Consider the following 24,540-nt stretch of genomic DNA (forward strand, 5'->3'; position numbering starts at 1 on the left):
CGGCAAATCTCAACAAAGAGTAGAGCTAATCAACAGCATGTCAACCCTTGCTGTCGGTGCCCTGCAACTCGTTCAGGTAGTTGTAGATCGTGAAGCGGCTGACCCCCAGACGCTGCGCGGCGAGGTCCACAGCCTCCCTGATCGTGAAGAACCCGCGGCCGTCCAACTCCCGGACGACCGCCACCTTGTGCGCCTTCTTCATCAGCTCGACCGGCACACCGATGGCGGCGATCGCGTCCCGCAGGATGCCCGCCGCCAGCTCGTCCACTGAAACGGGGAAGGTCTCGACCGGCGCACCGGGAGGCCCGTCGGCGGTGCTGGAGATGGTTGTCGTGGCCGTCAGCACGGCGAGCACCTCCTGCGCCCGCCGCAGGTCGTCGACGTCCGTGTTCAGGCACAGGCAACACACCGGCTTGCCGGACTCAGCGTGGAAGAAGATGCTGGACGACCGCATCACCAGACCGTCCGCGGTCTCCGTGGGGTAGCCGATCAGGTGCTCGCTCCACCCCGAACTGAAAGTGCGCAGGCCCAGGTCAGTGGCAGGCCCGCCGACCTGGCGGCCGGTGATCGACCCGGCGATCGCGGCGATCGTGTTCGGCATCTTCGTCAGATCGTGCAGGACGACCTCGGTACGAGGACGCAGGGCCTGCGCGAGCGCGGGCACGATCGGCGCGATCAGGCTCACCACATGGGCAGCGTGAATCACCTCGGCCTCGGTGAAGCTCAGCTCGCCGCTCTCGGCCTTGCCGGAGCCTTCGCGGCTGCCGCCCGTCTTCGCTGTCATCCGCCCAAAATGTCAGCGACAATCAACGAAGTCAACAAAGTGTTGAGGTCACGCCTTGCACTGACTGTTGAACTTCTCTACCGTGCGTTGAATCCGGCCAGGGGAGGTTCAACCGCATGAGGCACACCGCGACCATCGGCGGCGTGACGCTGGACTACACGGCACAGTGGGAGCAGCTGGTCCTGGCCGAGAACGACGGCACGCCCAACGCGGTCATCTCCGCCACGTCCTACCAGGTCGTCACGGGCGAACCGAGACCGGTGATGTTCCTGTTCAACGGAGGTCCCGGCGCGTCCTCGTCGCCGTTGCACATGTCGGCGTTCGGCCCCAAACGCTTCGTCGGCGATCCCGTCTCCGGTCAGCGGACCATCATCCCCAACGAGTTCTGTCTGCTTGACCGCGTGGACCTCGTCTTCATCGACCCGGTCGGCACGGGTTTCAGCCGCGAGCTCCGCGAAGGCGGGGCCACGCCGTACATGTCGATCCACGGCGACTCGGCTGCCGTGGAGCAGTTCATCCGGCATTGGCTGGCCGAGCACAAGCGCTCGGACTCCCCTGTCTACCTGGTCGGTGAGAGCTTCGGCGGCTTCCGGCTCGCGACACTGTGCGCGAGGATCGCCGACCTCGGTGTAGCGGGCCTCGTGTTCGTCTCGCCGATGCTGGACGCCAGCGCCTCGTGGCCTTCACCAGGCAACGACCTGCCCCACGTGTTCCAGCTCCCGGCCATCGCAGTCGCCGCATGGCAGCACAAGTGCGCCTCGGCCCACGCCCACGATGCCGTCACGGTGTTCGATGAGACCCAGCGCTTCGCCGAGACCGACTACCTTCGCGCATTGCACCTGGGGTCGGCGCTGCCGGCCGCGGACCGTGCCGCCGTCGCCGACTTTCTGGCCGAACTGACCGGGCTGCCGCAGGAAACCGTCATCGCCGACGATCTCCGTATCGACAGCGAGAAGTTCCTGCGCACACTGCTGGCAGACCGCGATGAGCTGGTGGGACGCCTCGACACGAGGGTCACGGGCCCGATGCCGCCGCCTGCCACGGACGACCGTCCGCCTGCCGCCGACGATCCCGCACTGGGCATCGGCCGCTCCAACGTGATCCTGTCCGACCAGATCGCCGACTACCTCCGAGCCGAGGCCGGGGCCGGTGTCGACGGCACCTACGTGTCGCTGTCGCTTGACATCCACTTCGCCTTCGACTGGCGAAACGATCACCCCAGGCCCGAGTTCTACACCAATCCGACACCGAACGTCGCCGAGCTCATCCGGGCCAGGCCCAAGTCCCGCGTACTGCTCCTGGGTGGCTATTTCGACCTGTCGACCCCGCTGGCCGCGAGTGTGTTCGCGTTGCGTCACAGCGGCTTGCCGCCGTCGAGTTTGGACATATGTGCGCTTGCCGCCGGCCACTCGCTCGATGACGACGACACGCTACGGACAGCCGGTGCCGCTATCCGGGCCGTCATCGACGCGACCCTCGAAGGCCAACCGTGACGCCACCGACCCTCGCTCTGACGCTCACGCCCGCGGCCGACGGGTTCCATGTCGAGTACATCTTCGACACGCCTGCCATCCCGGCCAACAGGACCATATGCCGGTTGCCCGCCGTGATCGTCGGCATCCCCGGAGCACCGGTTCGTGCAGCCGACCTGCGGGTCACCGACGCGCTGGGCCCGCTTACGCTCCACGAGGAGGACGAACCCGCCACCGGGTCGTTCACCTATCGGCGCTGGTTCGCCGATCGCGACACCTCCGGTCCCGTGACCATCGCCTACTTCGCAGCTGTCCGGATCGTGACCGGGAACACCAAAAACGGCCCGTTGTTCGATCTACGCGCCGAGGCCGGTGGTGTCAGCGGAGCGGGCGTGACCTTCCTCGCCCTCCCGGACTTCCCTGGCCCCTGCGCGATCACGATCGAGTGGCGAGGACACGGAGTCTCCAGCTTCGGCGAAGGAACTGCCGCCTTCACCGGTCCATTGCAGAGCGTCGCCTTCGCCTACTTCATGGCCGGTCCCGTAAGCCGATGTCACGCTGCCGGGCTGACGATGTACTGGCTCACCGAGCCCAGGTTCGACGCTGCCGCCGTGGCCAGCCGGACCGGACGGATCTACCAGGTGATGTGCGACTTCTTCCGGGAACCCGAGCCCGGGCACCAGGTCTTCGTCCGGCGACACCCCTATCCAGGCATCGCGGGCACAGCAATGACGCGGTCCTTTGTATTGGGGTACCAGGACTGCAAGGCGCCCACCGCTGACGAACTCGCTGCCGTGCTGGCGCACGAAACCGCGCACAACTGGCCGAAGCTGGACGGCGATCACGGCGAAACCTCTTGGTACAGCGAGGGAACCGCAGAGTACTACTCGATCGTGCTGTCCCACCGAGCCGGTTTGCTCGACGACGCGCAATTCCTACAGCTGCTCAACGAACGCGCTCGCCGCTACTGCACCAACCCGCTGCAAGGACTCACCAGCGCACAGGCCGCGGAAATGTACTGGGCCGACCAACGGGCGCAACGGGTTCCCTACGAGCGGGGCCTTTTCTATTTCATCGATCTGGACGCGAAGATCCGCTCGGCCACCGCGGGCGCGCGCAGCCTGGACAACCTTGTCCTGACAGTGCTCGACCGGCAGCGAGCCGGTGGGACCGTCAGTGTTCCCGACTGGCTCGACCTGGTCGCCGCCGAGCTCGGCGAGACCGCTCGAAGCGACTTCGAAGCCATGCGTACAGGTCAGCGCATCGTTCCCCCGCCGGACGCACTGGGTCCCAGGTTCACCCTGACCGAGGTTCCAGACCACATGTCGGAGCTGGGTTTCGCCATCACGAGTCTCGAATCGCGCGTCGTCACCGGCCTGATCGCGGGCTCCGCGGCCGAAACGGCCGGCGTCGCCGAAGGTGACCGCATCCTGGCCGGCCCCACGGGTTCCGATGTCTCCCGAGGCGTCGGCACGATAGTCCTCAAGCTACAACGCGGAACGCGGACACTGACCGTGGATTACGCTCCTATCGGCGCTGAAACATCGACGTACCAATGGGCTCCTTGCTGATGCGCCGCCGGTTCGTCGAAGGCCAGTTCATCGAGAATCGTCCTTGTCGCAGTCCTCCTCGGTCTCGTTGTCGGGCTCCTGGCCATACGCTCCACAACCCCCGACAGCACACACCTTTACCGATAACGGTTCCAGAGATTGCCGAGCGGCCACTCGCTACGAGATGACCGGATCCTCGTCGGCGCACTGGGGATCGGTTTCCAGGCAGACTTCGTAGTCTCCGTCGCCGACGTCCGCGATGTCGTCCCCTGCTGGTGGGTGGTCCGTTTCCGTTGATGGTCGGCCTGTTTCCGCCGGTGGAAGGTCTTTTCCGTTACTTGTTGCTCCTTTGTGGACGGCGAGCTGTCACTGCCGGTCGGCAGTTTCTTCGGGGTACTGCGGGGCCGCGTCGATGCCGAGGTAGAGGGAAGGCTCGCCGAAGTCGTTGCGGAGCTCGGAGTTGCCGGCGTGGTGCTCGACGTGCTCGACAGGGACGGGGCCGCCGGTGCCGCGTTGCTTCGTGACTCAGAAGGCGGTGTGGCGGTGAGCACGTTGTAGGTGAGCAGGGCGGCACCGGCCAACGCCGCGAGGAGACGTCCTGCCAACCACAGTCCGCTGCGGACGGAATCTGATTTCAACGCGGGGCACCTTCACCAAGCTCGATGGACGCGATGAGGCCATGACCGTTGATATTCTGGATCTGCAGGCCGGGCCGGGCATTGACCTCGAGGATGAGTGGGCCGCGGGTCTTGTCGACGACGATGTCGGCTCCCAGGTAACGCAGCCCGGTGGCCGCGGCACAACGACTGGCCGCGTCGAGCACGGTCGTCCACTGTGGAACGACCGCGCCGATCAACGGGTAACCGGTGTCGGGGTGCGATTCGATCGGCTGGCTGCCGACGCATGCCCTGACAACCCGGCCGGTGTCGAGGTCGACGGCAGCGCCGATGGCGCGCTGGTGCAGGTTGGCACGCCCACCGCTGTGTTTGGTCGGCAGGCGCAGCATCGCCAGCCGAGGCTCGTCACGGACACAGATCACCCGGATGTCCGGCAACCCCTGGAACGACAGGCGGGCCAACGCCGGATGAGTCCGGATCAGCGGTTCGAACAGCGCCCAGTCGGTCAGCCGCGGCGAGAAGTCTCCGTCGAGGATCCTCGCCAGGTGGCTGGCGATCTTGGCCCGTGGCAGCGGTTTGCCGGACGGTGACTGCCAGTCCGGCTCCTGGCGTCCTGCCGCGAGCATGATGCCGGAGCCGCCGAGTCCCTGGTTGGGCTTCATCGCCCAGATATCGGGCATCTCGGCCCAGTCGATGTCGTTGATCTCCCGGCGGGACTTCACCAGCCGCACCGTCGGCGAGGTCGGCGCCCCGGCGTCGACCAGTGCCTGCTTCGTCTCGTACTTGTTGTTCACCAGGCGAATCGCGTCCTTGGGATTCACCTTGGCGATGAGCTTGTTCCGGGCGTTCATGCCCATGATGGGATCCCGGCCGCGCAGGAGAGACGTCATCGGGCACCCTCCTGCGCACGCGCGGCCGGGCTGAAGCGCGCCAACTCGGTCAACCGCAGGCCACGGTAGGTGCCCGCGACGAACGACCAGATGAGGCAGGCCGCGGCGAAGGACAGCGGTGCGTTTTCGCCCAGGTGTCGCACCATGGGCGTGACCATCAGCAACGCCGCGACGATCCCGGAGCCGATGGTGAGTGCGGCGCTGGCGGCCGCGGCCTTCACCCCGTCGGCTTCCCACTGCTCCCACAACCTTTCGATGATCACCGCGGTGACCACGACCGGCAGCGACGCGCCGACCAGTACCGACGCGCCGTCGGTCGTCATCAGCTCTCTCAGTCCGAGCAGCACGAGCACGACGATCCCGACAAGTACCGCGAGCCTGGCCACCCGCGGCAGATGCAGCAATGCTTGCGCCGCAAAGCCGACGGCGACCATCACCATGGTGGTGATCAGACCAGCGACCAGACCGGTCTGGGTGTAGCCCAGGGCGAGCAGCACCGGGCTGAAGGTGCCGAGGGTGTTGATTCCGATCCACACCCGCAGGACGACCATGAGCAGCACGGCCAGCGGCAGCAGGGCAAGCAGGGACTCGACGCCGATGCTCGGGGACGGGGTGAGCAGCACGCCGAGCGAGTTCGGCGCGGCCTTGCCATCCGGCGTGGTCAGCATCTGTTTGCCGATGCGCACCTGAAGGTTGACCAGCTCAGCCCGGCCGATGAGCACCGGTGCGTCCCGCCGGGACCGGTCGTTGACGTTGATCTTCGCCGACCGCTCGAGACCTGCCAGCTTGACCTTGGCCTCCACCTGCGGCCGCCGCTCCTTGCCCAGCGACGAGGTCACCGTGACCCTCGGCGCTTCGTCCAGATCGAACCCGAGATTCTCGGCGAGCTGAGTGTCCATGGAGGACGCCCCAGCACCGGAATCGATGATCGCCTTGACCTCGGCCGTCTTGCCGAGCGGCCCGACGACTCGGACAAGCTCCTGTTCACCGATGATGTTGGGACCGTTCACGCTTCTGTCGGGCGAGAACAGCAGTCCTCCCGCCAGGACCACGGCCCCGATCGCGACGGCAACCACCTTGACGACGGCCGGAAAGCCGGCCACGCCGAACCGTCACGTGCTGAGTTTCAGACACCCAATCTCCGATCTGCGGCATTGCAAGAACTCGCTGGATCACAAAGAGAGAAGCCACACGCGCCTTTGCTTGTTACCACAGCGAACATGCTCGACCTGGTGGCCGGCTTGGCCGAGGCGGGGTCATCGGTAACGCTGTCGCATCAGGCGGTGGTGACATTGGTGGGATCGAGGACACGCTTGAGGAATGTCTTCGTGCGCTCCTGCTGCGGGTTGCTGATCACCTCGTGCGGACTGCCCTGTTCGACGATCACGCCGCCGTCCATGAAAACGACCCGGTCCGCCACCTCACGTGCGAAGGCCATCTCGTGGGTGACTATCAGCATTGTCATGCCTTCCTCCGCGAGCGTGCGCATGACGGCGAGCACCTCGCCCACCAACTCCGGATCCAGTGCGGAAGTGGGCTCGTCGAAGAGCATCAGTGCCGGCGACATCGACAGCGCTCGCGCGATGGCGACCCGCTGCTGCTGACCGCCGGACAGATGTGCTGGGTAGGCCGTGACCTTCGCGCCGAGACCGACGCGTTCAAGGTTCACGCGGGCGACCCGTTCAGCCTCCGGCCTCTCGCGCCTGAGCACGGTCATCTGGGCGATCGTGCAGTTGTCCAGCACCGGCAGGTGCGGGAAGAGGTTGAACTGCTGGAACACCATGCCGATGTGCCGGCGGGCCTCGTCCAGATTGTTGTTCAGGTCGGCGATGTTCTCGCCGCGGACCATCACCAGTCCGTCGTTGGGATACTCCAGCAGGTTCACGCAGCGCAGCAGTGTGGACTTGCCAGAGCCGGACGGGCCGATGACGCAGACAACCTCGCCCTGCTCGACGGTCAGGTCGATTCCCTGCAGGACATGGTTGTCGCCGAAGGACTTGCGCAGGCCGGTGATCTCGACCAGCGTCGTGGTGGGCGGTGTCATCAGCGTGCCTTTGCCGAGGTCTTCTCCATGCGCCGGACGACCACCGACAGCGGGAGGGTGATGAGCAGATACGCGAAGCCGGCCACCACCAGGGGCGTCAGGTTGGCTTCGGTGTTGGCGAGGTCCCGGCCGTACTTGGTCAGCTCGAAACCCGCGTCGGACAGGCCCAGGATGAAGACCAGCGACGAGTCCTTCGTCATCAGGATCAGCTCGTTGGTCAGGGGCGGCAGGATGATCCGGAACGCCTGCGGCAGCACGATCCTGCGCGTGGCCAGGCTGGGCGGCATGCCCAACGACCGGGCCGCCTCGACCTGTCCCTTCGGCACCGCCTGGATCCCCGCGCGGATGGTCTCGGCCATGTACGCGCTGCCAACCAGGCCGAGCGCCAGCCACGCTGTGCCGTACGGCTCGAACGGGATCCGCAGACCGGGGAAGGCCAGCGGCAGAAGGCTCAGCGCGATGAACACGATGATCGCGGGCAGACCGCGGAAGAACTCGATGTAGGCGGTCGCGATCCACCGATAGGGGCCGACCGAGCTCAGCCGCATCAGCGCCAGCACGGTCCCGGCGAACAGACCGAGCAGGAACGCGCCGAGGGTGTACACGATCGTGTTGAGCAGGGCGCGGCCGATGCCCTGGGTCAGGGCATCCCCGATCAGCGTGGGCTGGAAGAAGACGTCGCCGATCTGCGGCCAGTCGGCCACCAGCGCCGCGACGACACCGAGAAGCAGCAGGATGCTGTACTGGATGAGACGGGACCGGCGCGCACGTTGGCGTGGGCTGATGCCGCGCCTGGCAGGCAGCGCGACGCCGGTCGCGGTGGTCACTTGGAGGTCCACTTGGCGGCCATCCACTTCTCGTAGATCCTGCCGTAGGTCCCGTCGGACTTCGCCTTGCCGATCACCGCGTTCAGCCGCCCGAGCAGTTTCGTCGCATTCGGGTCGTCCTTTTTGGCCGCGACGCCGTACTGCTCACCGGTGTCGAACTCGGTGACCACCTTGGTGTCCGGATTCGACCTGGTGAAGTCGCGTGCCACGCCGTTGTCGTCGATCACGGCGTCGACGTTGCCGGCCTTCACGGCGTTCATCATCAACGCGTGGTCCTCGAAAACGACAACGGTGTAGCCCTTCTCTCCGGCGTACTTCTTCGCGTACTCCTGACCGGTGGTATCGGTGATCACACCGACCTTCTTTCCCTTCAGCGCGGCCAGATCGGTCGCCGCGGAGCCGCTGGGCACAATCAGTGCCTGGGTGGAGTCGAAGTACGGATCGGAGAAGGCGACTGTTTTCTGTCGGGCTTGGGTGATGGTGATTCCGGAGGCGCCGAGGTCGCATTTTCGGGCCGCGAAAGCGGCGCCGGACCAGATCTGCTGGAAGTCGATGTCGACTGTTTCCCGTTCGACTTTCAGATCCTTGGCGAACAGGTCCATCAGGTCCACGTCGAAGCCGACGACCTTCCCGTTGTCCTGGAACTCGAAAGGCTTGTACGGCAGTTTGGTGCAGACGGTCAGCTTCCCGGACTTGACCAGCCCGATGCCGTCCGCCGTGGTGTCCCCGTTCGCCGGTCCGCTGGTGCAGGCGGCGAGCGACAGGGCCACCGTGGCGATGGCGGCCACCGCTGACCCACGCCTGCCACAAAGAGTGGAGATAATGTGCATGACCTTGCTCCTCGACGGTCTGTGTAAGCCCACGGAGCGGTATTCCATGGGGACCGTCGAACCGAACGCCGACCGTTTCCTGGACATCAACCAGCTCCCATTGGTGGCGATGAACTAACGAAGGGGTCGAATGAGAATTCTGTTTCCGGACATCCTGTGAATTCCGACAACTCATCGAACACTATGAGTCCGCAAAACAGTCGGCAACCAGGTTTTTACTCACTGAAAGAGTTTCCGAAGTGGAACTCAGGAAGCGTTGGTGACGCCAGGCAGCGGCGGCGGCGCCTGCCGTTGACCGGGCAGCTCACGCGAGGGCTCGGCGATCCGGCGGGCGATCCGGTCCGCCTGGACGCGCAGCAGCGGCACCAGCTTGTAGAGATCGGCGTTGGTGCCCGAACTGCTGGCGACGATCCCGAGCGCGAGGGTCGGCGATCCGTCCTGGGATGGGATCGGCACGGCGACGGAGTTCGCGCCGTACATGGTCTCCTCCCTGGTCAGGGAGTAACCCTGCGCCGCGGCGAGGCGCAGATCCCGGCGCAGCACGCCGGGATCCGTGATCGTGTGCTTGGTGAACCGGACCAGCGGTTGCCTGAGGTGCGCCTCGACGAACGACGGCTCGGCCGTGGCGAGCAGCATCTTGCCGACAGCCGTGGCGTGCATCGGCATCCGTGTCCCGACCCTGGAGAAGATCGGCACCGCCTGGTCCCCGGACAGCTTCTCCACGTAGAGCCCGCCGAACTCGTCGCGAACCGCCAGCTGGACGTTCTCGCCGGTGCGCGACTGCAGTGCCTGCAGGAAGGGCGTGGCGGCCGCCCGGAGATCGGTGGCGACCGGGGCGAGCAGGCCGGCCTCCCACAGCCGGATGCCGATGCTGTAGCCACCGTTCCCGTCCCGGTCGAGCGCGCGCCAGGCGACCAGTTCACTGGCCAGCCGGTAGGTGGTCGCGAGCGGAAGCCCGGTGCGCCGGGCGAGTTCGGAGAGCGAGAGCCGGGGGTGGGTCAGGTCGAAGGCGCCCAGGATCGCCAGGGTTCTCCTGGCAACGGACTTTCCCGGATCTCCGCTGACCGCTGTCATCATCGGCTCACCTTCGACAGTCCTATGAGGAATTGACGCTAACAGGCGGAGACACGCGCAGGCAACCATCGACAAGGTCGAGTCGTCGGCCCGAAAAGCCTTTCGGTGAGTGAAAACCGGGTTGTCGGTGCCGTTGCGCGTCTGCGATCCTCGGCCGCCGGGCATCTTCCCGAACAACACAGGCGGTTCGCCGGTATTCAGAAGGGAAATCGCGACGGTGTTCAGCGCGCCCAGTCTCAAGCGGATTCAGCAACTCGCGGACATGCTCGGCGTCCACCTCGACGAGGCGGAAGCCTCGATATATCGCGAGGCGGCCGAAGAACAGTTGCGTGCGATCCATGACTTCGTCCGGACACCCATGGACGAGCAGATCCCACCGGTCGGCTTTCCCGGGCGAACGTGCGGCCGCATTCCCACGGCTGACGAGGATCCCTATGACGCCTGGCTGTGGAAGTGCGAATTCGGTGGCCTGCAGGAGGGGCTGCTCGCCGGCCGGACGGTGGGTTTCAAGGACCACATCAGCGTGGCGGGGCTTCCGCAGACCTTTGCCTCCAGCGCGGTGGACGGCCTGGTGTCCACGTGCGACGCGACGGTGGTGTCGCGAGTGCTGGCGGCCGGCGGGCGGGTCATCGGCAAGAATTCCATGAGCGGGTTCATGGATGACCTCAAGCATCCGGTCAATCCACACAACCCGTTGCATACGACCGGAGGCTCGTCGTCCGGGTCCGCCGTGGCCGTCGCCATCGGTGATGTCGATATCTCGTTCGGCGGGGACCAGGGAGGTTCTGTCCGAATTCCGGCCGCCTACTGCGGTGTCCTCGGCCTGAAGCCGACGTTCGGCCTGATTTCCCATTTCGGTGCCGGATTCGGGTTCGAGCCGAGTCTCGACCACATCGGCCCGCTGACGTCCACAGTGCAGGACATGGCCCGCGCCTTGGAAAGCACCGCGGGGTTCGACAGCCTCGATCCGCGGCAGGGCCGCGACATCCCGGTGAAGCTGGAGGTGCTGTCGGCTCTCACGACAGGGGTCGCGGGCACAAGGATCGGTGTGCTCCAAGAAGGTTTCGACGAGCCCGTCAATCCGCATGTCCGCGAAGGTGTCCTGAAGGCTGTTCAAGCCCTCCGCAACGAGGGTGCCCACGTGAGCACGGTGTCGGTCCCGGAACACAGGTCGATCGGCAAAATATACGCGGCACTCGCCCTTGAAGGCTCTCGAGCGACGGTTGACACCGTTTTCTACGGAGCAGGCGCCAAAACCTACTACCCGGCACCCGAGATCACCGCCATGGATCAGCTGTGGCGCGATCATCTGGCCGAGTTTCCGCCCAGATCCATATTCAGTCAGCTCGTCGCGATCCTGTCACACCAGGATTTCCACGGCGCGGCATACGCGAAGGCCCACAACGTCAGGCCGGCGATCGTCCGCGCGTACGATGCCGCTTTCGCCGAAGTCGACATCCTCGCCATGCCCACCGTTCGCGATGTGGCTCCGGCGATCGACGAGGATCCGCCTGGCCGCCTTGCCGCGATCGAGCACGACATCCGTGACCGGAACTGGATGTCATGGCCATCGACCTACAACACGAAACCGGCGAACTACACCGGGCACCCGGCCCTGGCCATTCCCTGCGGAAAGGTCGACGGGCTGCCGATCAGCCTGCAACTCGTCGGGCGGCACGGTGCGGACGCACTCCTGCTGAGGGCGGCGTACGCACTCCAGGAGTCCGTCGGGTTCGGATCCGCCGTCGAACCCGGTGCCTGATCCCGCTCGAATCTCTTTCGATGACTGGAAACCCCGCTTGCGACGCCCTTCGTGAGTTCATAGATTCGTTTGTGTCACTGGGAACCGGCGGGATACGCGGGGACGTGTCCCGCTTCGCACTTTCCTTGGCCGATCATGCCTACAGGAGCTGAACAATGACCACAGGGCGTTCTACGTTCGAAATCTCCGACGGCCCGAGCGCGTGGTATGCGCGAGATCTGCAGAAGCCGGAGGAGTGGCTCCACCATCTCACCGAGGCGGATGTCGAGGAAATCGACGAGCAGGTTGGGTTCTGGTCCGGAGTTCCATTGGCTCACATTCAGCCCGGGTACCGCCCGTTGCGCGGCCTCGGCGACCGGCTGCGTGAACTCGGCCGGGAACTTGACGACGGGCGAGGCTTCTTCCTCATTCGCGGGGTGCCAGTCGAGCGGTACACCGAAGAGCAGGCGTCCATTGCCTTCTGGGTCATGGGATCGGCGCTCGGGCGCCCGGTCAGCCAGAACGCCAGAGGACAGTTGCTCGGTCACGTGCGCGACACCGGCGAGAAACTGAAGCAACCAGAAGCGCGTGGATACCACACCAATGAACGACTAGCCTATCACACCGACCACTCCGACGCGGTCGGGCTGCTTTGCCTCAAAACAGCCAAGTCCGGCGGGCTGAGCACACTGTCCAGTGCGGTCACGGTGCACAATGAACTGCTTCGGCGCCGGCCCGACCTCGTTCCCCTCCTGCACAAGCCATTCGCCTTCGATTACCGCGGCGAACAGCCGGAAACCTGGCAGCGGCCGTACTACCTCTCACCCGCCTACACGGTGCACGACGGTCGGCTCAGCACCTACATGTCACGCTCGGCCATCTACGCGGCCCAACGATTCGACGGTGTCGCGCCGCTCACCGCGGAGCAGGACGAGGCACTCACTCTCATGCAACAGATCGCCCACGAGGACGGCATCCGGCTCGACATGGAATTCCACCCGGGCGACATCCAGGTCCTTTCCAACTACACCATCCTGCACTCCCGGACCTCGTACGAGGACCACGACGACCCCGAGCTCAAACGACACCTGCTCCGCCTCTGGCTTCGCACGCCCACCGCACGCGACCTCCCGCACCAGTTCGGCATCGGAACCCGCGGCACGATCGCCGACGGAGGCATCATCCCCCAGCAGATCACCGCGTAGACACAGCTTCCGGTCGCGGTGGCGCAGGGGTTCAGCGGAGGACGAAGGGGTTGCCGCTGAGGGCTCCGGTGTTGATCCAGACGCACTTGGTCTCGAGGTATTCGTCGATGGCCGCGATGCCGTTCTCGCGACCGATGCCGGAGTCCTTGACGCCGCCGAACGGAGCCAGGTAACTGACGGCGCGGTAGGTGTTCACCCAGACTGTGCCGGAATGGATCCGTTGCGCCATGCGGAATGCACGGCCGATGTCACTGGTCCAGACGCCCGCACCGAGTCCAAACCGGACATCGTTGGCGATGGTGACGGCATCGTCCTCGCCGACGAACGGGATCACAGCCAGCACCGGCCCGAAAACCTCTTCCTGCGCAATGCGCATGCTGTTATGCACGCCGGTGAAGATGGTGGGCTCGACGAACCAGCCGGGGCGAGTCGCGGCATTGCCGCCCAGTGCCAGGCGTGCACCTTCCCGCTGGGCGATCGCGATATACTCCAGCACCTTGTCGTACTGGGCGAGCGTGGTGATCGGCCCGACCTGAGTGGCTTCGTCCATCGGGTCGCCCATGCGAGCCGTTGCCGCGAGGGCGACGACCCGGCGGACGACCTCGTCGTGCACGCTTTCCTCGACCAGCAGACGAGAGCCTGCGATGCAGGTCTGGCCGGTGGCGGCGAAGATGCCCGACACAGCGCCGTTGACGGCGGCGTCGAGGTCCGCGTCGGCGAACACCACGTTGGGGGATTTCCCGCCGAGTTCGAGGCTGACGCGTTTGAGACCCCGTGCGGCCGCTGCCCCGATATGACGTCCCGTGGTGTCCGCCCCGGTGAAGCTGATCTTGCGGACCAACGGATGGTCAACCAGCGATGCGCCAACATCGTTGCCGAATCCGGTGACCACGTTGACCACGCCCTCGGGCAAGCCTGCCTCGTGCAGAATCCTGACGAGTTCAATGGTCGACGCGGAGGTGAACTCAGAAGGTTTGATCACAACCGTGCACCCTGCGGCCAGGGCGGGAGCAAGCTTCCAGGCCAGCAACAGGATGGGCGAGTTCCATGGTGTGATGATGCCGACCACGCCGACGGGCTCCTTCTGGGTGAAGGTGAAATAGCCCTTCTTGTCCAGCGGGACGACACTGCCCTCGATCTTGTCGGCCAGCCCGCCGTAGTAGTAGAACCATTGCGGCACATAGCTGAGCTGCACGTACATCTCGTTGATCAGCTTGCCGTTGTCGCGTACTTCGATCTCGGCCAGCCTGCGGGCGTTTTCGGCGACGGCGTCGCCGAGACGGCGCAGGACAGCACCACGCCCGCTGGCGGTGAGTTCCGGCCACGGACCCGAAGTCAGGGCCCGATATGCCGCTTCCACGGCCACGTCGACATCCCGGGCGTCGCCTTTCGCTATCTCGGCCCATGGTTTGCCGCGGTACGGATCGTCGCTGGGAAACCATTCGCCACCCGCGGGATCGTGTGCCTGACCCTCGATGAACATCGGATACCTGAGCATGGCCACCTCGCCGTCAGAAGGTGCCGAAGCCGAGTGCGGCACGGAAAGCGTTCTTGATCGCGACTCCGTCGCGGGGTGGCAGTACACGTGGCGGCTCGTCGGCATTGATCGGCACATGCGCGTATGTCGTCGCCTTGCGACCGTTGATATGCCGTGCAAGTGCGCCGATGTCGTTGCCCGGCACGACATTGCGGATACCGAAACCTTTCGCGACCGTGATGAGATCGGTGCCGAGACTGGTGTGGCTGGCCTGCATCCCGGTCTCACCGAAGTGCCCGTTGTCCAGCACGACGATCGTGAGGTTCGGCGGCAGGATCGCGCCGACCGTGCCCAGTGCGCCGATGCCCATGAGATGCTCGCCATCGCCGGTGATGACGACCACCGATCGATCCGGCTGAGCCACAGCGAGCCCAAGGGCCAGCGGAAGGGCACCGCCCATCGCGCCCCAGAGGTAGAAGTTCCCAGGCCGCTCACCGGCGGCGCACAGGTCGTAAGTGGCGGACCCCAGGCCGGAGACCACCAAGGCATCGGGGATTCGCGCCATCAGATCGGCGACGAAACGGCGGCGATCGACGCGAACGTCCATAGTGGTCATCTACTCGCGCTCCCACTTCTTGCGGCCGATAAGTTTCTGTCCCAGGAGGACCGCGATTCGTTCGTTCGCCTCGAAGGCCGAGTCCACGGCAGCGCTGACGACGTCTTCGACCTCGCCTGGATCATCGACCCGGTTGACCGTGATCCCCATGATCTCCATCGCCTGCTGGGTGGCGCGTCCCATCGGGCCTTGCCAGGGGTTGAACTCCGCGTACTCGCCGCGCATGGTCACGAGCGCCAGGAAGGGGAACTGGCAGGTCTGCAGCAGCGAGAACATGTTGACGCAGTTGCCGACCCCGCTGCTCTGCATGAGCAGGACGGCACGCTGCCCGCCGAGCCACGCGCCGCTGACCAGCGCCACGCCCTCCTCTTCGGCGGTCAGGACAACGTCGCGGATGGCGGGATCTCGTTGTGCTTCGCGGATGACGTGGGAGTGCCCTGCGTCCGGCACATAGGCGACCTGTTCGATCCCGCCCTTCTTGAGGGCTTGGAAGATCGCCCCTTGCCACGGCGGGACGGCCGGTTCTGGCTGACTCATACGAGCCATCATGGACAGTGATGCAGACCGTTGAACAATAGAAAATCGTGATTGGCACATGTCTCACCGGCATGGCCGACCGCCTGGTTGCCTGAGTTCCATCCGCGCACTCCCGCTATCACAACCAGACATGAAAATATAACGAATCGGTATTTCACAAGCCATGACATCAACATCGATGATAGTTCCGAACCGGACCGGCGCCAGAGAGGAACCAGGGATGATGGACGGGCTGACCGACGAGGAAGCCGCGATCGTCGACCTGGTCGGCGAGTTCGTCGACCAGGAAGTGCGGCCCGTCGCGCAGGAGCTCGACCACGCCGACACGTACCCGGAAACACTCATCCACCAGATGAAGGAGATGGGCATCTTCGGGCTGGCGATCCCCGAGCCATGGGGCGAGGTGCACGTCTCCGCCCAGTGCTACGCCGCGGTCACCGAGGAACTGGCCAGGGGCTGGATGAGCCTGGCCGGTGCCATGGGCGGCCACACCGTCGTGTCCAAACTGCTGGTCACCTACGGCACACAGGAGCAGAAGGACACCTACCTGCCGAGGATGGCCACCGGCGAGATCCGGGCGACGATGGCGCTGACCGAACCCGGTGGCGGATCGGACCTGCAGGCGATACGAACCACAGCGCGGCGCGCCGGCGAGTCCTATGTGGTCAACGGCTCGAAGACATGGATCACCAACGCCCGCATGTCCCACCTGGTCGCGCTGCTGTGCAAGACCGACCCATCGGCCACTCCCCCGCACAACGGCATCAGCATCCTCCTGGTGGAGAAGGGTCCCGGTTTCCACGTCTCGCGGGACCTGCCGAAGCTGGGCTACAAAGGCGTGGAAAGCTGCGAGCTCGCCTTCGATGACTTCCGCGTGCCCGCGTCCGCGCTGCTTGGCGAGGTCGAAGGCAGTGGGTTCGCACAGATGATGCGTGGCCTGGAGATCGGCCGTATCCAGGTCGCCAGTCGCGCGCTGGGCGTCGGCCAGGCCGCGCTGGCGGACTCGCTGCGCTACGCGCAGGAGCGTGAGAGCTTTGGCAAACCCATCTGGCAACACCAGTCCATCGGCAACTACCTCGCCGACATGGCCACCAAACTCGAGGCCGCCCGTCAGCTCGTGCACTATGCTGCCCGACGCTACGACTCCGGGCAACGCGCCGACCTGGAAGCCGGAATGGCGAAACTCTTCGCCTCGGAGACCGCCATGGAGATCGCGCTCAACGCCGTCCGCATCCACGGCGGCTACGGCTACTCCACGGAATTCGACGTGGAGCGGTACTTCCGGGACGCACCGCTGATGATCGTCGGCGAGGGCACCAACGAGATCCAGCGCACCGTCATCGCCCGACAGCTGATCAAGCGCCACCCCGTCGCTTCCTGACCTGCCACGTAAAGGAAACACATGCACCGCCCACTTGATGGCGTCACGGTCGTCGCGCTCGAACAGGCCGTGGCCGCGCCGTTCGCGACCCGCCAGCTCGCCGACCTGGGGGCACGGGTCATCAAGGTCGAACGCCCTGGCGTAGGCGACTTCGCCCGCGCCTACGACCAGACCGTGCATGGACAGTCGAGCTACTTCGTCTGGCTCAACCGCGGCAAGGAAAGTATCGAGCTCGACATCAAGAAGCCCGACGACCGGTCGGTCCTACGTGCAATGGTCGACCGGGCGGACGTGTTCGTGCAGAACCTCGTCCCCGGCGCGGTCGAACGTCTCGGGCTCGACGCGGACACCCTCCGGGCGACTCGGCCCGAGCTGATCCACTGCTCGGTGTCCGGGTACGGGCCACACGGGCCGTACCGGTCCAAAAAGGCCTATGACCTGTTGGTGCAGTGCGAGACCGGGCTCGTGATGTCCACCGGCACACCCGAGGTTCCGGCGAAAGCCGGGATCTCGATAGCCGACATCGCCACGGGAATGTACGCCTACACCGGTATCCTCACCGCACTGTACGACCGCGAACGCACCAGCGCGGGCGCGAGTCTGCATGTGTCGATGATCGACGCGCTCGGCGAGTGGATGAGCCAGCCTGCCTACTTCTCCGTGTATGGCAACGGAGCCCCTCGACGATCCGGAGCACGCCACCCGTCGATCTCGCCCTACGGTCCTTACCGGACCAGCGATGGCGAAGTCTTTCTCGGCGTACAGAACGAGCGCGAATGGGACGCCCTCTGCCGGAAGGTGCTGTGCCGGCCGGATCTGGCCGACGACTCCCGCTTCCGCACCAACACCGATCGCGTGGCCAACACTGACGAACTGACGTCGATCCTTCAGGACGCGTTCGCCCGCCTCGCCGCCGACCAGGTCATCGAGATGCTTGACCGAGCGGGTATCGCCAATGCCCGGCTTCGCACACCCGAACAGTTCACCCGGCACCCACAACTGGATGCCCGAAACCGTTGGCGTCAAGTCGAAACACCCACAGGGGTCATGCGGGCGCTGCTTCCACCAGTCGAGGCGACCGGGCAGGAACCCGCGATGGGCCCCGTACCCGCGCTGGGTCAGCACAACGACACGATCAAGGCCGAATTCGCTGCGTGGAAAGAACTGCCGGCATGATCGAGGAGGCCGAACGCACTGAAGTCCTGCTACCCGAGCCAGCCGAGGCGTTGGGCGCGTTGCTCGATGTCCCCGTCCCGCATCTGGAGCGCCACGGCCTGCCGTTGCTGTGGCATTGGGTCTACCTGCTCGATCGGCCCGCCCAAGCGGACCTGGGCCCGGACGGGCACCCGGTCCGCAACACGGTGCCCGCACCACCGGGACCCGGCCGCCGCCGCATGTGGGCAGGCGGCCGCGTCCGTACCCGGGGACCACTGCGCTGTGGCTACCCTGCCACCAAACGAACAAGAGTCCTGTCAGTCCATGAGAAACACGGGCGAACCGGAGCACTGACCTTCGTTGTCGTGCAACACCAAGTCTCTCAAGTCGGACTCGTGGTAATCGACGAACAACAGGACATCGTCTACCGGGACGCCACGTCCGGCTCCCCCACCACAAACGACAACGGCCCGGCGCTGCAGGTCGCCGATGACGAGTGGGCGATCGACATTTCGCCGAGTTTGCTGTTCCGCTTCTCAGCCCTGACGTACAACGCCCACCGAATCCACTACGACCGCGATTACTGCCGCGACATCGAAGGATATCCAGGACTGCTCACGCACGGCCCGCTCCAGGCACTCGCGATGACGGAAGCCGCCCGAGCACGGGGATGCCACGGCGACCAGGCATTCGAGTACCGGCTGACATCCCCACTGTTCGACGGCCAGGGCCTGGTGGCCCGAGCCGTCAGGGACCACGATCAGACCACCACCATCGTGCGCGACCGCTACGGCCGCCGAACCGCCACCGGAACCCTGCGGAGCCTTGCCCGATGAACGACCTCATCGCGACCGCACGAACGTTTCTGTTCGTACCGGGCAACCGACCCGATCGATTCGCCAAAGCCGCCGCCAGCGTCGCGGACGTCATGATCCTGGATCTTGAAGACGCGGTCGCCTCAGGCGACAAGGACGAAGCCAGAGACCATGTCCGAGCCTGGCTGGCCGAAGGTCATCAGGCGGTTGTACGGATCAACGCACCCGGTACCCCCTGGCACGACGACGACATCGACGCGGCTGGCGGGCCGGCCCACGCGATCATGGTGCCCAAGGCCGAAGACCGGACGCAGCTCGATGCCATTTCCCGGCGGGTGTCAGGCGGGATCATCCCCCTGATCGAGACTGCCCTCGGCATCGTGCAGGCAGCAGCCATCTGCGCCGCACCGTCGGTCGTGCGCCCTGCCTTCGGCAGCATCGACCTCGCCGCACAACTCGGTGTCGATCATCAGTCTCACGAGGCACTCCACCACGCGCGATCCTCTGTCGTCCTCGCCGCAGCCGCCACCGGACGCGCCGCCCCCATCGACGGCGTGACCACCGCCATCGACGACGAAGCCCGGCTGCGCACAGACCTCGACCACGCGATCAGACTCGGGTTCACCGGCAAACTCTGCGTCCACCCCCGCCAGCTCAATGCGGCCAACCAACGCCTCACTCCGTCGCACCAGCGAGTCGAATGGGCCCACGCCGTGATCGACGCGGCGGCCGGCGGGGCAGTGACGGTCCACAACGGGCACATGATCGATCGGCCCGTGGTCCTCCGGGCCCAAGCCATCCTGGCCGCCGCCAAGCAGACCCATTGAGGGCCCTCACGTCGACCAGCTCAACCGTCGGTGCGGAAGCGGGCGGCCAGTTCGCTGCGAGAGCGGACACCGAGTTCGATGTCGCCGACAACGAGGAACTGCACCGCGTCCTGTGGGACCTGCCGCTCTTCCCGTACCTGACGATCACCGTGACACCGCTGGCCACGCATCCTTCCGCGCTCGGCGCCGCGTGCCGACCATGATCGCTTTCAGCCCTGTCCCCTAGACTGATGTGCGTGTCCGTCCCACCCGCGACCGGTGCCGGTTCGTCTCAGCCGGCCGGAGCCACCAAGCGCTACTGGGCGGCACAGGCGATCCGGCAGGCGATCCTCGATGGCCGCTACGCGCCGGGTGAGCGGCTGTTCGAGGAGAAACTGGCCGCTGAACTGGGCGTGAGTGCCACCCCGATCCGCGAGGCACTGCTCATCCTCGAAGCCAAGGGTCTGGTGCGGATCACGCCCCGCCGGGGTGCCACCGTGATCGCGTTGGGACGAGCCGACATCGAAGAGCTCTACCACGTACGCGGCATCCTCGAGCCCGCCGCGGTGTCGATGGCGCTGGAGCGGTTGTCGCGCAACGACCTCAAGCGCCTGGTGCTGGATCTCCAGGACACCCACGAGGAGATGCGCCAGGCTCTGCGAGTGCAGGACACCGCGCCGATCCCCCGGCTCAACATGCGGTTCCACTTCCGTATCTACGAGGCGTCCGGCTCCCGGCAGATGGTCGAGGCGATCGAGCGGCTGTGGAACATGCTGCCGTCGCACTCCCTGCGCAACATCCCGCACCGTTCCGAGTGGTCGTTCGACCAGCATCAGCGCCTGATCGACATTCTGGACGGCGACGACCCCGCGCAGGCCGCGGCCGCGATGCGCGATCACATCCTGCTGGCCGCCCAGTCGCTGATCCCCCACGTGCCCTGACCCAGATACGCCCTCTCAGCCCGTTGACCTCGCACAACAGCTTCTATAGAATCCGCTATATTCTATAGATAGATCCGTCGCCGCGGGCTCGTGTTCAACGCAGAACAGGATTCGCCATGCCGTCAGAAGTGCCTCCCACCAGCAAAGACGTACGCCGAGTGCTGGCCGCCAGTGTCATCGGGACGACCTTGGAGTGGTACGACTACCTGATCTACGGCACCTTTGCCGCCCTGGTGTTCAACAAGCTGTTCTTCCCGGCATTCAGTCCGCTTACCGGGACGCTCGCGGCCTTCGCGACGTTCGCGGTGGGATTCCTCGCCCGGCCGTTGGGCGGAATCATCGCCGGTCACTACGGCGACCGGGTCGGCCGGAAGACCATGATGATCCTGACCGTGCTGGCCATGGGCATCTCGACGACGCTCATCGGAGCCCTGCCGACCTACGCCTCGATCGGGGTCGCCGCGCCCATCCTGCTCGTCGTGTTGCGCATCCTGCAGGGGTTCGCCATCGGTGGCGAACTCGGCGGCTCGGTCCTGCTCGCTGTCGAGTACGCCCCACAGAACCGCCGCGGCTTCTACGGGAGCTGGCCGTCGATGGGAGCCTTCGCCGGACTGTTCCTGTCGATGGCGGTGGCCATCCCGGTGACCTCGCTCCCGGATGACCAGTTCCTCGCGTGGGGATGGCGTATCCCGTTCCTTGCCAGCATCGTGCTCGTCGCCATCGGGTTGTTCATCCGCACCTCTGTGACGGAGACACCGGCGTTCCGCGAGGTGCGCAAGACCGGGAGTGAGGCCCGCTTCCCCGTCATCGAGGTAATCCGTCGCTCACCACGTAACGTCCTGCTCGCAGCGGCCGCCTACATTCCCAACAACGCCTCCACGTATATCGCGACGGTCTTCCTGCTGTCGTACGCGACCAAGGACCTGGGCATTCCACGCACGGTCTACATCACCGCGGTGATGATCGGCTGTGTCTTCGGGGCAGCGGCCACGCTCTTCTTCGGCGCGATGTCGGACCGTTTCGGACGCAAGCCGGTCTACCTCACGGGCGTCACACTCGTGGCGCTGCTGACCTTTCCGCTCTTCTGGCTGGTCGGCGGGGCGACCTTCGTCTCCGTCGCGGCCGGCCTCATCGTCTACTTCATCGCCAAGGGCGCCATACTCGGGCCACAAGGCGCCTATTTCGCGGAGCTTTTCGGCACCAACGTGCGCTACAGCGGTGCGTCACTCGGGTACAACCTGGCGGCGATCCTCGTCGGCGCTCCGACGCCGGCGATCGCCACCGCGCTGCTGGCGTGGTCAGGCGGCGCCATCTGGCCGATCGTCCTCTATGTCGTGGTCATCTGCCTCATCGCGGGAATCGCTGTGCGGTTCGCCTGGGAGACCGCGCACGAGCCCTGGGAACTTCGTGCCGCGGAGCCGGAGGCCACTCGCTGAGCTCTGTCGCTGTCCAAAGAACACGAGGAGAATCTGTGCGCTACGTCGATGACGAGCAGGGCCCGTCGTTTCCCTACGAGCCGGGAAACGACAAGATCCGGCCGGAACGAGTCCCGGCCGCGCGATGCCCGCATCTCAAGCCGGTCGAGAGCGTCGACGAGCTGCTGCCGTACTTCGAGAACGTCGCCCGGCGCCCCTACAGTCCCGGGTTGTGGCCGGCCTGGGACCTGCGAAAAGGTGAACGGGTCCTGCTCAGGGTCACCAACTGGCACCATCCGATGGTCGTCGAGGCCGCCCGGCTGACCTTCGAGAAGTTCGAGGTCGACTACAAGATCGAGATCGAGGACAAGGGCCCGGTCCCGATCTGGGAGGGCCATGACGAAGTCGAGTACTACCTGGCCCGCACGCCGGAACTGGCCCGCTGGATGGACGAGTGGGAGGAGTTCGACCGGATCGGCGCCTACGACAAGATCATCATGGGGTACGGCGGCCCGATCCTGCGCGAGCGGAAGACCAGGATCCAGCGATTCCCGTTCATCACACCGGAAATGGTGGCCTCCGCGGCGCACGCGCTACCCGCCGAACTGCTGACCGCGATCGACGAATGGACCTGGCAGGCCGTCCGCCGGGCACGCACGGTGCACATCACCGATCCCGAGGGAACCGACCTGCGGTTCACCAACCACGACTCCTACTGGAACAAGGAAAGGACCGTCTACAACCGCGAACACGTCGAGAAGGCCTACTCCGGCAACGTCGCCTACGGCGAGACATACCTGCCCGGTCACATCTGGGGCCGGCCACATTTCCACATCCCGCAGGAAGACGGGGAAGGTGTCATCGCCGGCACGATGAACCACATCGCGCCCTACCCACGCATGGAACTCCACATCAAGAGCTCCAAGATCATCGAGATCCGGGGTGGCGGCGAGTTCGGCGAAAAGCTCCGGACAGTCATGCGACAGAACGAGGACGTGCAGTACCCGGGCTACAACACTCCGGGAATCATGCAGTGGTGGGAGGCGTCCATCGGCACCAATCCCAAAGTGCACCGCCCTCGTGAAGGCTACGCGCGCGGGTACAACTGCGGCCTCTACGAACGTACCCGGAGCGGGATCATCCACATCGGATTCGGCACGGTGATCTCAGCCGACACCGAACGGCAGGCCGCCCGCGAGGGCAAGGTCGTGGGACACTGGCACGTGCATCTCAACTACCCGACGTACATCGCGGAGGGCACCCCGGACGGGGACTTCGTCGTCATCGAGAACGGCAGGCTCAAGGCACTGGACGATCTGCGAATCAGGGAGATCGCCGCGAAGTACGGCGACCCTGACCAGTTGCTGCGCGAAGACTGGATTCCCGCGGTACCCGGCCTGAACCTGCCCGGCGACTACGACCGGGACTACGCTTGCGACCCCATGGACTTCACCCTGACCGAACTGGACATCTGCCGGAAATGGCATCCCCTGTTCATGCGCATGATCGACGGTGGGAGCAACCACACGGTATGTCACTAGGAACGACCGCGGCTCGCCCGTAGCTGGTACGCATCCGCCACCAGCGCACCGGATGCGTCCCACAAGTGGACCACGTCGTTGAGGAAGCGTGGGGAGACGGCGGTGCTCTCAGCCGCGGCAGCCAGCCAGGTCCCCTCTGGAGCCGATCTGATGTGGACGGTCAGCTGGATGGTCGGCAGCCAGCCGCTCACGCCGAGATTGCGCACGGCGGGCGGAAGCAGATCCGATGCGAGGACAAGCGAGGCGTCGTCGAGTTCCCGTCCGCCGCGATGCCGGATCCAGCCGGCCATCCGCGGCATCCCACTCGGTGCGCCGTCCAGCCAGCCGGCGTCCGCTGTGGACAAGCGGACCTCGACCTCGTTCATGATCGGTGCCATCCGCCGTCCCGGCAGGACAGTCGGCAGTTCGACGCAGGAACATGCGCCGGGCAGCTCCGGCCGCCCGGCGAGAAGCGAGACCGGATGTTCGGCGAGTGCTTCGTCGACAAACGTCGCGGTGCACGTGACGTGCGGACGTGCTTGCTGGGTCAGCGTCCCGACGACGCTCGAAGCGGACTTGCCTTCCCTTCGCATATGGACACTGATCTTCGCCTCCCCCGGCCGGACGGGCGCGAGGAAGTGCCCGCTGACGGTGACCAGGCGCGTATGGCGTAGTCCGTGCCGAAGTGCCTCGACCATCAAGGCCAGCAGAAACCCTCCGTGGCAGACTCCGCCCATCGTCCACCGCTCCTCGATGGTCGTGCTTGCCTCCCGGTTGTCACCGGTGAAGACGAGTGCGCCCCGATCTGTGTCGAACGCTTGTGTCCGGGCCTCTGCCATCACA

24 protein-coding genes are annotated in these 24,540 nt (G+C 65.5%); 13 read left to right on the forward strand and 11 right to left on the reverse strand.

Going from position 1 to position 24,540, the window contains the following annotated elements; genetic code table 11:
• Positions 1-40: 40 nt before the first annotated feature.
• Complete coding sequence (locus JOF56_RS47515; protein ID WP_209646081.1) at positions 41-784, reverse strand: helix-turn-helix transcriptional regulator; 744 nt, start codon at positions 782-784, stop codon at positions 41-43.
• Positions 785-900: 116 nt separating this feature from the next.
• Between JOF56_RS47515 and JOF56_RS47520 the strand changes: the two genes are divergently transcribed.
• The 3 genes from JOF56_RS47520 to JOF56_RS47530 all read left to right on the forward strand — a co-directional run bounded on the left by JOF56_RS47520 (position 901) and on the right by JOF56_RS47530 (position 4,364).
• Entirely contained in the window at positions 901-2,277 is a 1,377-nt protein-coding gene (locus JOF56_RS47520) for a S10 family serine carboxypeptidase-like protein (protein ID WP_209646082.1), read from the forward strand.
• Positions 2,274-3,827, forward strand: coding sequence for a M61 family metallopeptidase (locus JOF56_RS60500; RefSeq protein ID WP_209646083.1), 1,554 nt, complete (start codon positions 2,274-2,276; stop codon positions 3,825-3,827). Before JOF56_RS47520 ends, JOF56_RS60500 begins: the two co-directional genes overlap by 4 nt.
• Before the next feature lie 330 nt (positions 3,828-4,157).
• Positions 4,158-4,364 carry a hypothetical protein gene (locus JOF56_RS47530; RefSeq protein ID WP_209646084.1) on the forward strand — a complete coding sequence of 69 codons (207 nt, stop codon included), beginning with the start codon at positions 4,158-4,160 and terminating at the stop codon, positions 4,362-4,364.
• A gap of 76 nt (positions 4,365-4,440) precedes the next feature.
• Here JOF56_RS47530 and JOF56_RS47535 read toward each other — a convergent pair whose 3' ends face one another.
• The 6 genes from JOF56_RS47535 to JOF56_RS47560 form a co-directional block, all read right to left on the reverse strand.
• Positions 4,441-5,313, reverse strand: a complete 873-nt coding sequence (locus tag JOF56_RS47535) for a sugar-transfer associated ATP-grasp domain-containing protein (RefSeq protein ID WP_209646085.1) — start codon at positions 5,311-5,313, stop codon at positions 4,441-4,443.
• Positions 5,310-6,416, reverse strand: coding sequence for a 7TM domain-containing protein (locus JOF56_RS60505; protein WP_209646086.1), 1,107 nt, complete (start codon positions 6,414-6,416; stop codon positions 5,310-5,312). Before JOF56_RS60505 ends, JOF56_RS47535 begins: the two co-directional genes overlap by 4 nt.
• Positions 6,417-6,589: 173 nt before the next feature.
• Complete coding sequence (locus tag JOF56_RS47545) at positions 6,590-7,357, reverse strand: amino acid ABC transporter ATP-binding protein (protein WP_281065597.1); 768 nt, start codon at positions 7,355-7,357, stop codon at positions 6,590-6,592.
• Positions 7,357-8,184 (reverse strand): amino acid ABC transporter permease, encoded by an 828-nt coding sequence (locus tag JOF56_RS47550; protein WP_307855588.1) that lies wholly within the window; start codon positions 8,182-8,184, stop codon positions 7,357-7,359. The genes JOF56_RS47545 and JOF56_RS47550 overlap by 1 nt, the downstream gene beginning before the upstream one ends.
• Entirely contained in the window at positions 8,181-9,014 is an 834-nt protein-coding gene (locus JOF56_RS47555) for an ABC transporter substrate-binding protein (RefSeq protein WP_209646087.1), read from the reverse strand. The genes JOF56_RS47550 and JOF56_RS47555 overlap by 4 nt, the downstream gene beginning before the upstream one ends.
• Before the next feature lie 246 nt (positions 9,015-9,260).
• A complete protein-coding gene (locus tag JOF56_RS47560) occupies positions 9,261-10,091 on the reverse strand; it encodes an IclR family transcriptional regulator (protein ID WP_245378703.1) in 831 nt (276 codons plus the stop codon).
• A gap of 106 nt (positions 10,092-10,197) precedes the next feature.
• Here JOF56_RS47560 and JOF56_RS47565 point away from each other — a divergent pair, with 106 nt between their 5' ends.
• Entirely contained in the window at positions 10,198-11,850 is a 1,653-nt protein-coding gene (locus tag JOF56_RS47565; protein ID WP_209646088.1) for an amidase family protein, read from the forward strand.
• A 155-nt stretch (positions 11,851-12,005) separates the two neighbouring features.
• On the forward strand, positions 12,006-13,034 hold the full coding sequence (locus tag JOF56_RS47570) for a TauD/TfdA family dioxygenase (protein WP_209646089.1): 1,029 nt from the start codon (positions 12,006-12,008) through the stop codon (positions 13,032-13,034).
• A 31-nt stretch (positions 13,035-13,065) separates the two neighbouring features.
• Here JOF56_RS47570 and JOF56_RS47575 read toward each other — a convergent pair whose 3' ends face one another.
• From JOF56_RS47575 to JOF56_RS47585, 3 genes are read right to left on the reverse strand one after another with little or no spacing between them, the layout of a single operon-like run.
• A complete protein-coding gene (locus tag JOF56_RS47575; protein ID WP_209646090.1) occupies positions 13,066-14,532 on the reverse strand; it encodes an aldehyde dehydrogenase in 1,467 nt (488 codons plus the stop codon).
• Positions 14,533-14,545: 13 nt separating this feature from the next.
• Positions 14,546-15,127, reverse strand: a complete 582-nt coding sequence (locus tag JOF56_RS47580; protein WP_245378704.1) for a thiamine pyrophosphate-dependent enzyme — start codon at positions 15,125-15,127, stop codon at positions 14,546-14,548.
• Entirely contained in the window at positions 15,128-15,664 is a 537-nt protein-coding gene (locus tag JOF56_RS47585) for a thiamine pyrophosphate-binding protein (protein ID WP_209646091.1), read from the reverse strand.
• A 223-nt stretch (positions 15,665-15,887) separates the two neighbouring features.
• Here JOF56_RS47585 and JOF56_RS47590 point away from each other — a divergent pair, with 223 nt between their 5' ends.
• The 8 genes from JOF56_RS47590 to JOF56_RS47625 all read left to right on the forward strand — a co-directional run bounded on the left by JOF56_RS47590 (position 15,888) and on the right by JOF56_RS47625 (position 23,718).
• A complete protein-coding gene (locus tag JOF56_RS47590) occupies positions 15,888-17,045 on the forward strand; it encodes an acyl-CoA dehydrogenase family protein (RefSeq protein WP_209648918.1) in 1,158 nt (385 codons plus the stop codon).
• Positions 17,046-17,066: 21 nt separating this feature from the next.
• Positions 17,067-18,221, forward strand: coding sequence for a CaiB/BaiF CoA transferase family protein (locus JOF56_RS47595; RefSeq protein ID WP_209646092.1), 1,155 nt, complete (start codon positions 17,067-17,069; stop codon positions 18,219-18,221).
• On the forward strand, positions 18,200-19,036 hold the full coding sequence (locus tag JOF56_RS47600; RefSeq protein ID WP_307855589.1) for an FAS1-like dehydratase domain-containing protein: 837 nt from the start codon (positions 18,200-18,202) through the stop codon (positions 19,034-19,036). The genes JOF56_RS47595 and JOF56_RS47600 overlap by 22 nt, the downstream gene beginning before the upstream one ends.
• Positions 19,033-19,842: an HpcH/HpaI aldolase/citrate lyase family protein gene (locus tag JOF56_RS47605; RefSeq protein WP_209646093.1), complete on the forward strand. Its 810-nt coding sequence runs from the start codon at positions 19,033-19,035 to the stop codon at positions 19,840-19,842. The genes JOF56_RS47600 and JOF56_RS47605 overlap by 4 nt, the downstream gene beginning before the upstream one ends.
• The gene (locus tag JOF56_RS47610) at positions 19,839-20,045 is read left to right on the forward strand and encodes a muconolactone Delta-isomerase family protein (RefSeq protein WP_209649142.1); all 207 of its coding nucleotides are present in this window, start codon (positions 19,839-19,841) and stop codon (positions 20,043-20,045) included. The genes JOF56_RS47605 and JOF56_RS47610 overlap by 4 nt, the downstream gene beginning before the upstream one ends.
• A 33-nt stretch (positions 20,046-20,078) precedes the next feature.
• Entirely contained in the window at positions 20,079-20,762 is a 684-nt protein-coding gene (locus JOF56_RS47615) for a GntR family transcriptional regulator (protein ID WP_209646094.1), read from the forward strand.
• Between the two features lie 116 nt (positions 20,763-20,878).
• On the forward strand, positions 20,879-22,198 hold the full coding sequence (locus tag JOF56_RS47620; protein ID WP_209646095.1) for an MFS transporter: 1,320 nt from the start codon (positions 20,879-20,881) through the stop codon (positions 22,196-22,198).
• Between the two features lie 35 nt (positions 22,199-22,233).
• Positions 22,234-23,718: a hypothetical protein gene (locus JOF56_RS47625; protein WP_209646096.1), complete on the forward strand. Its 1,485-nt coding sequence runs from the start codon at positions 22,234-22,236 to the stop codon at positions 23,716-23,718.
• Here JOF56_RS47625 and JOF56_RS47630 read toward each other — a convergent pair.
• Positions 23,715-24,536 carry a thioesterase family protein gene (locus JOF56_RS47630; protein WP_209646097.1) on the reverse strand — a complete coding sequence of 274 codons (822 nt, stop codon included), beginning with the start codon at positions 24,534-24,536 and terminating at the stop codon, positions 23,715-23,717. The genes JOF56_RS47625 and JOF56_RS47630 overlap by 4 nt on opposite strands.
• Between the last annotated feature and the right edge of the window lie 4 nt (positions 24,537-24,540).

It is taken from the genome of Kibdelosporangium banguiense (assembly GCF_017876405.1).
Taxonomy (GTDB): Bacteria; Actinomycetota; Actinomycetes; order Mycobacteriales; family Pseudonocardiaceae; genus Kibdelosporangium; species Kibdelosporangium banguiense.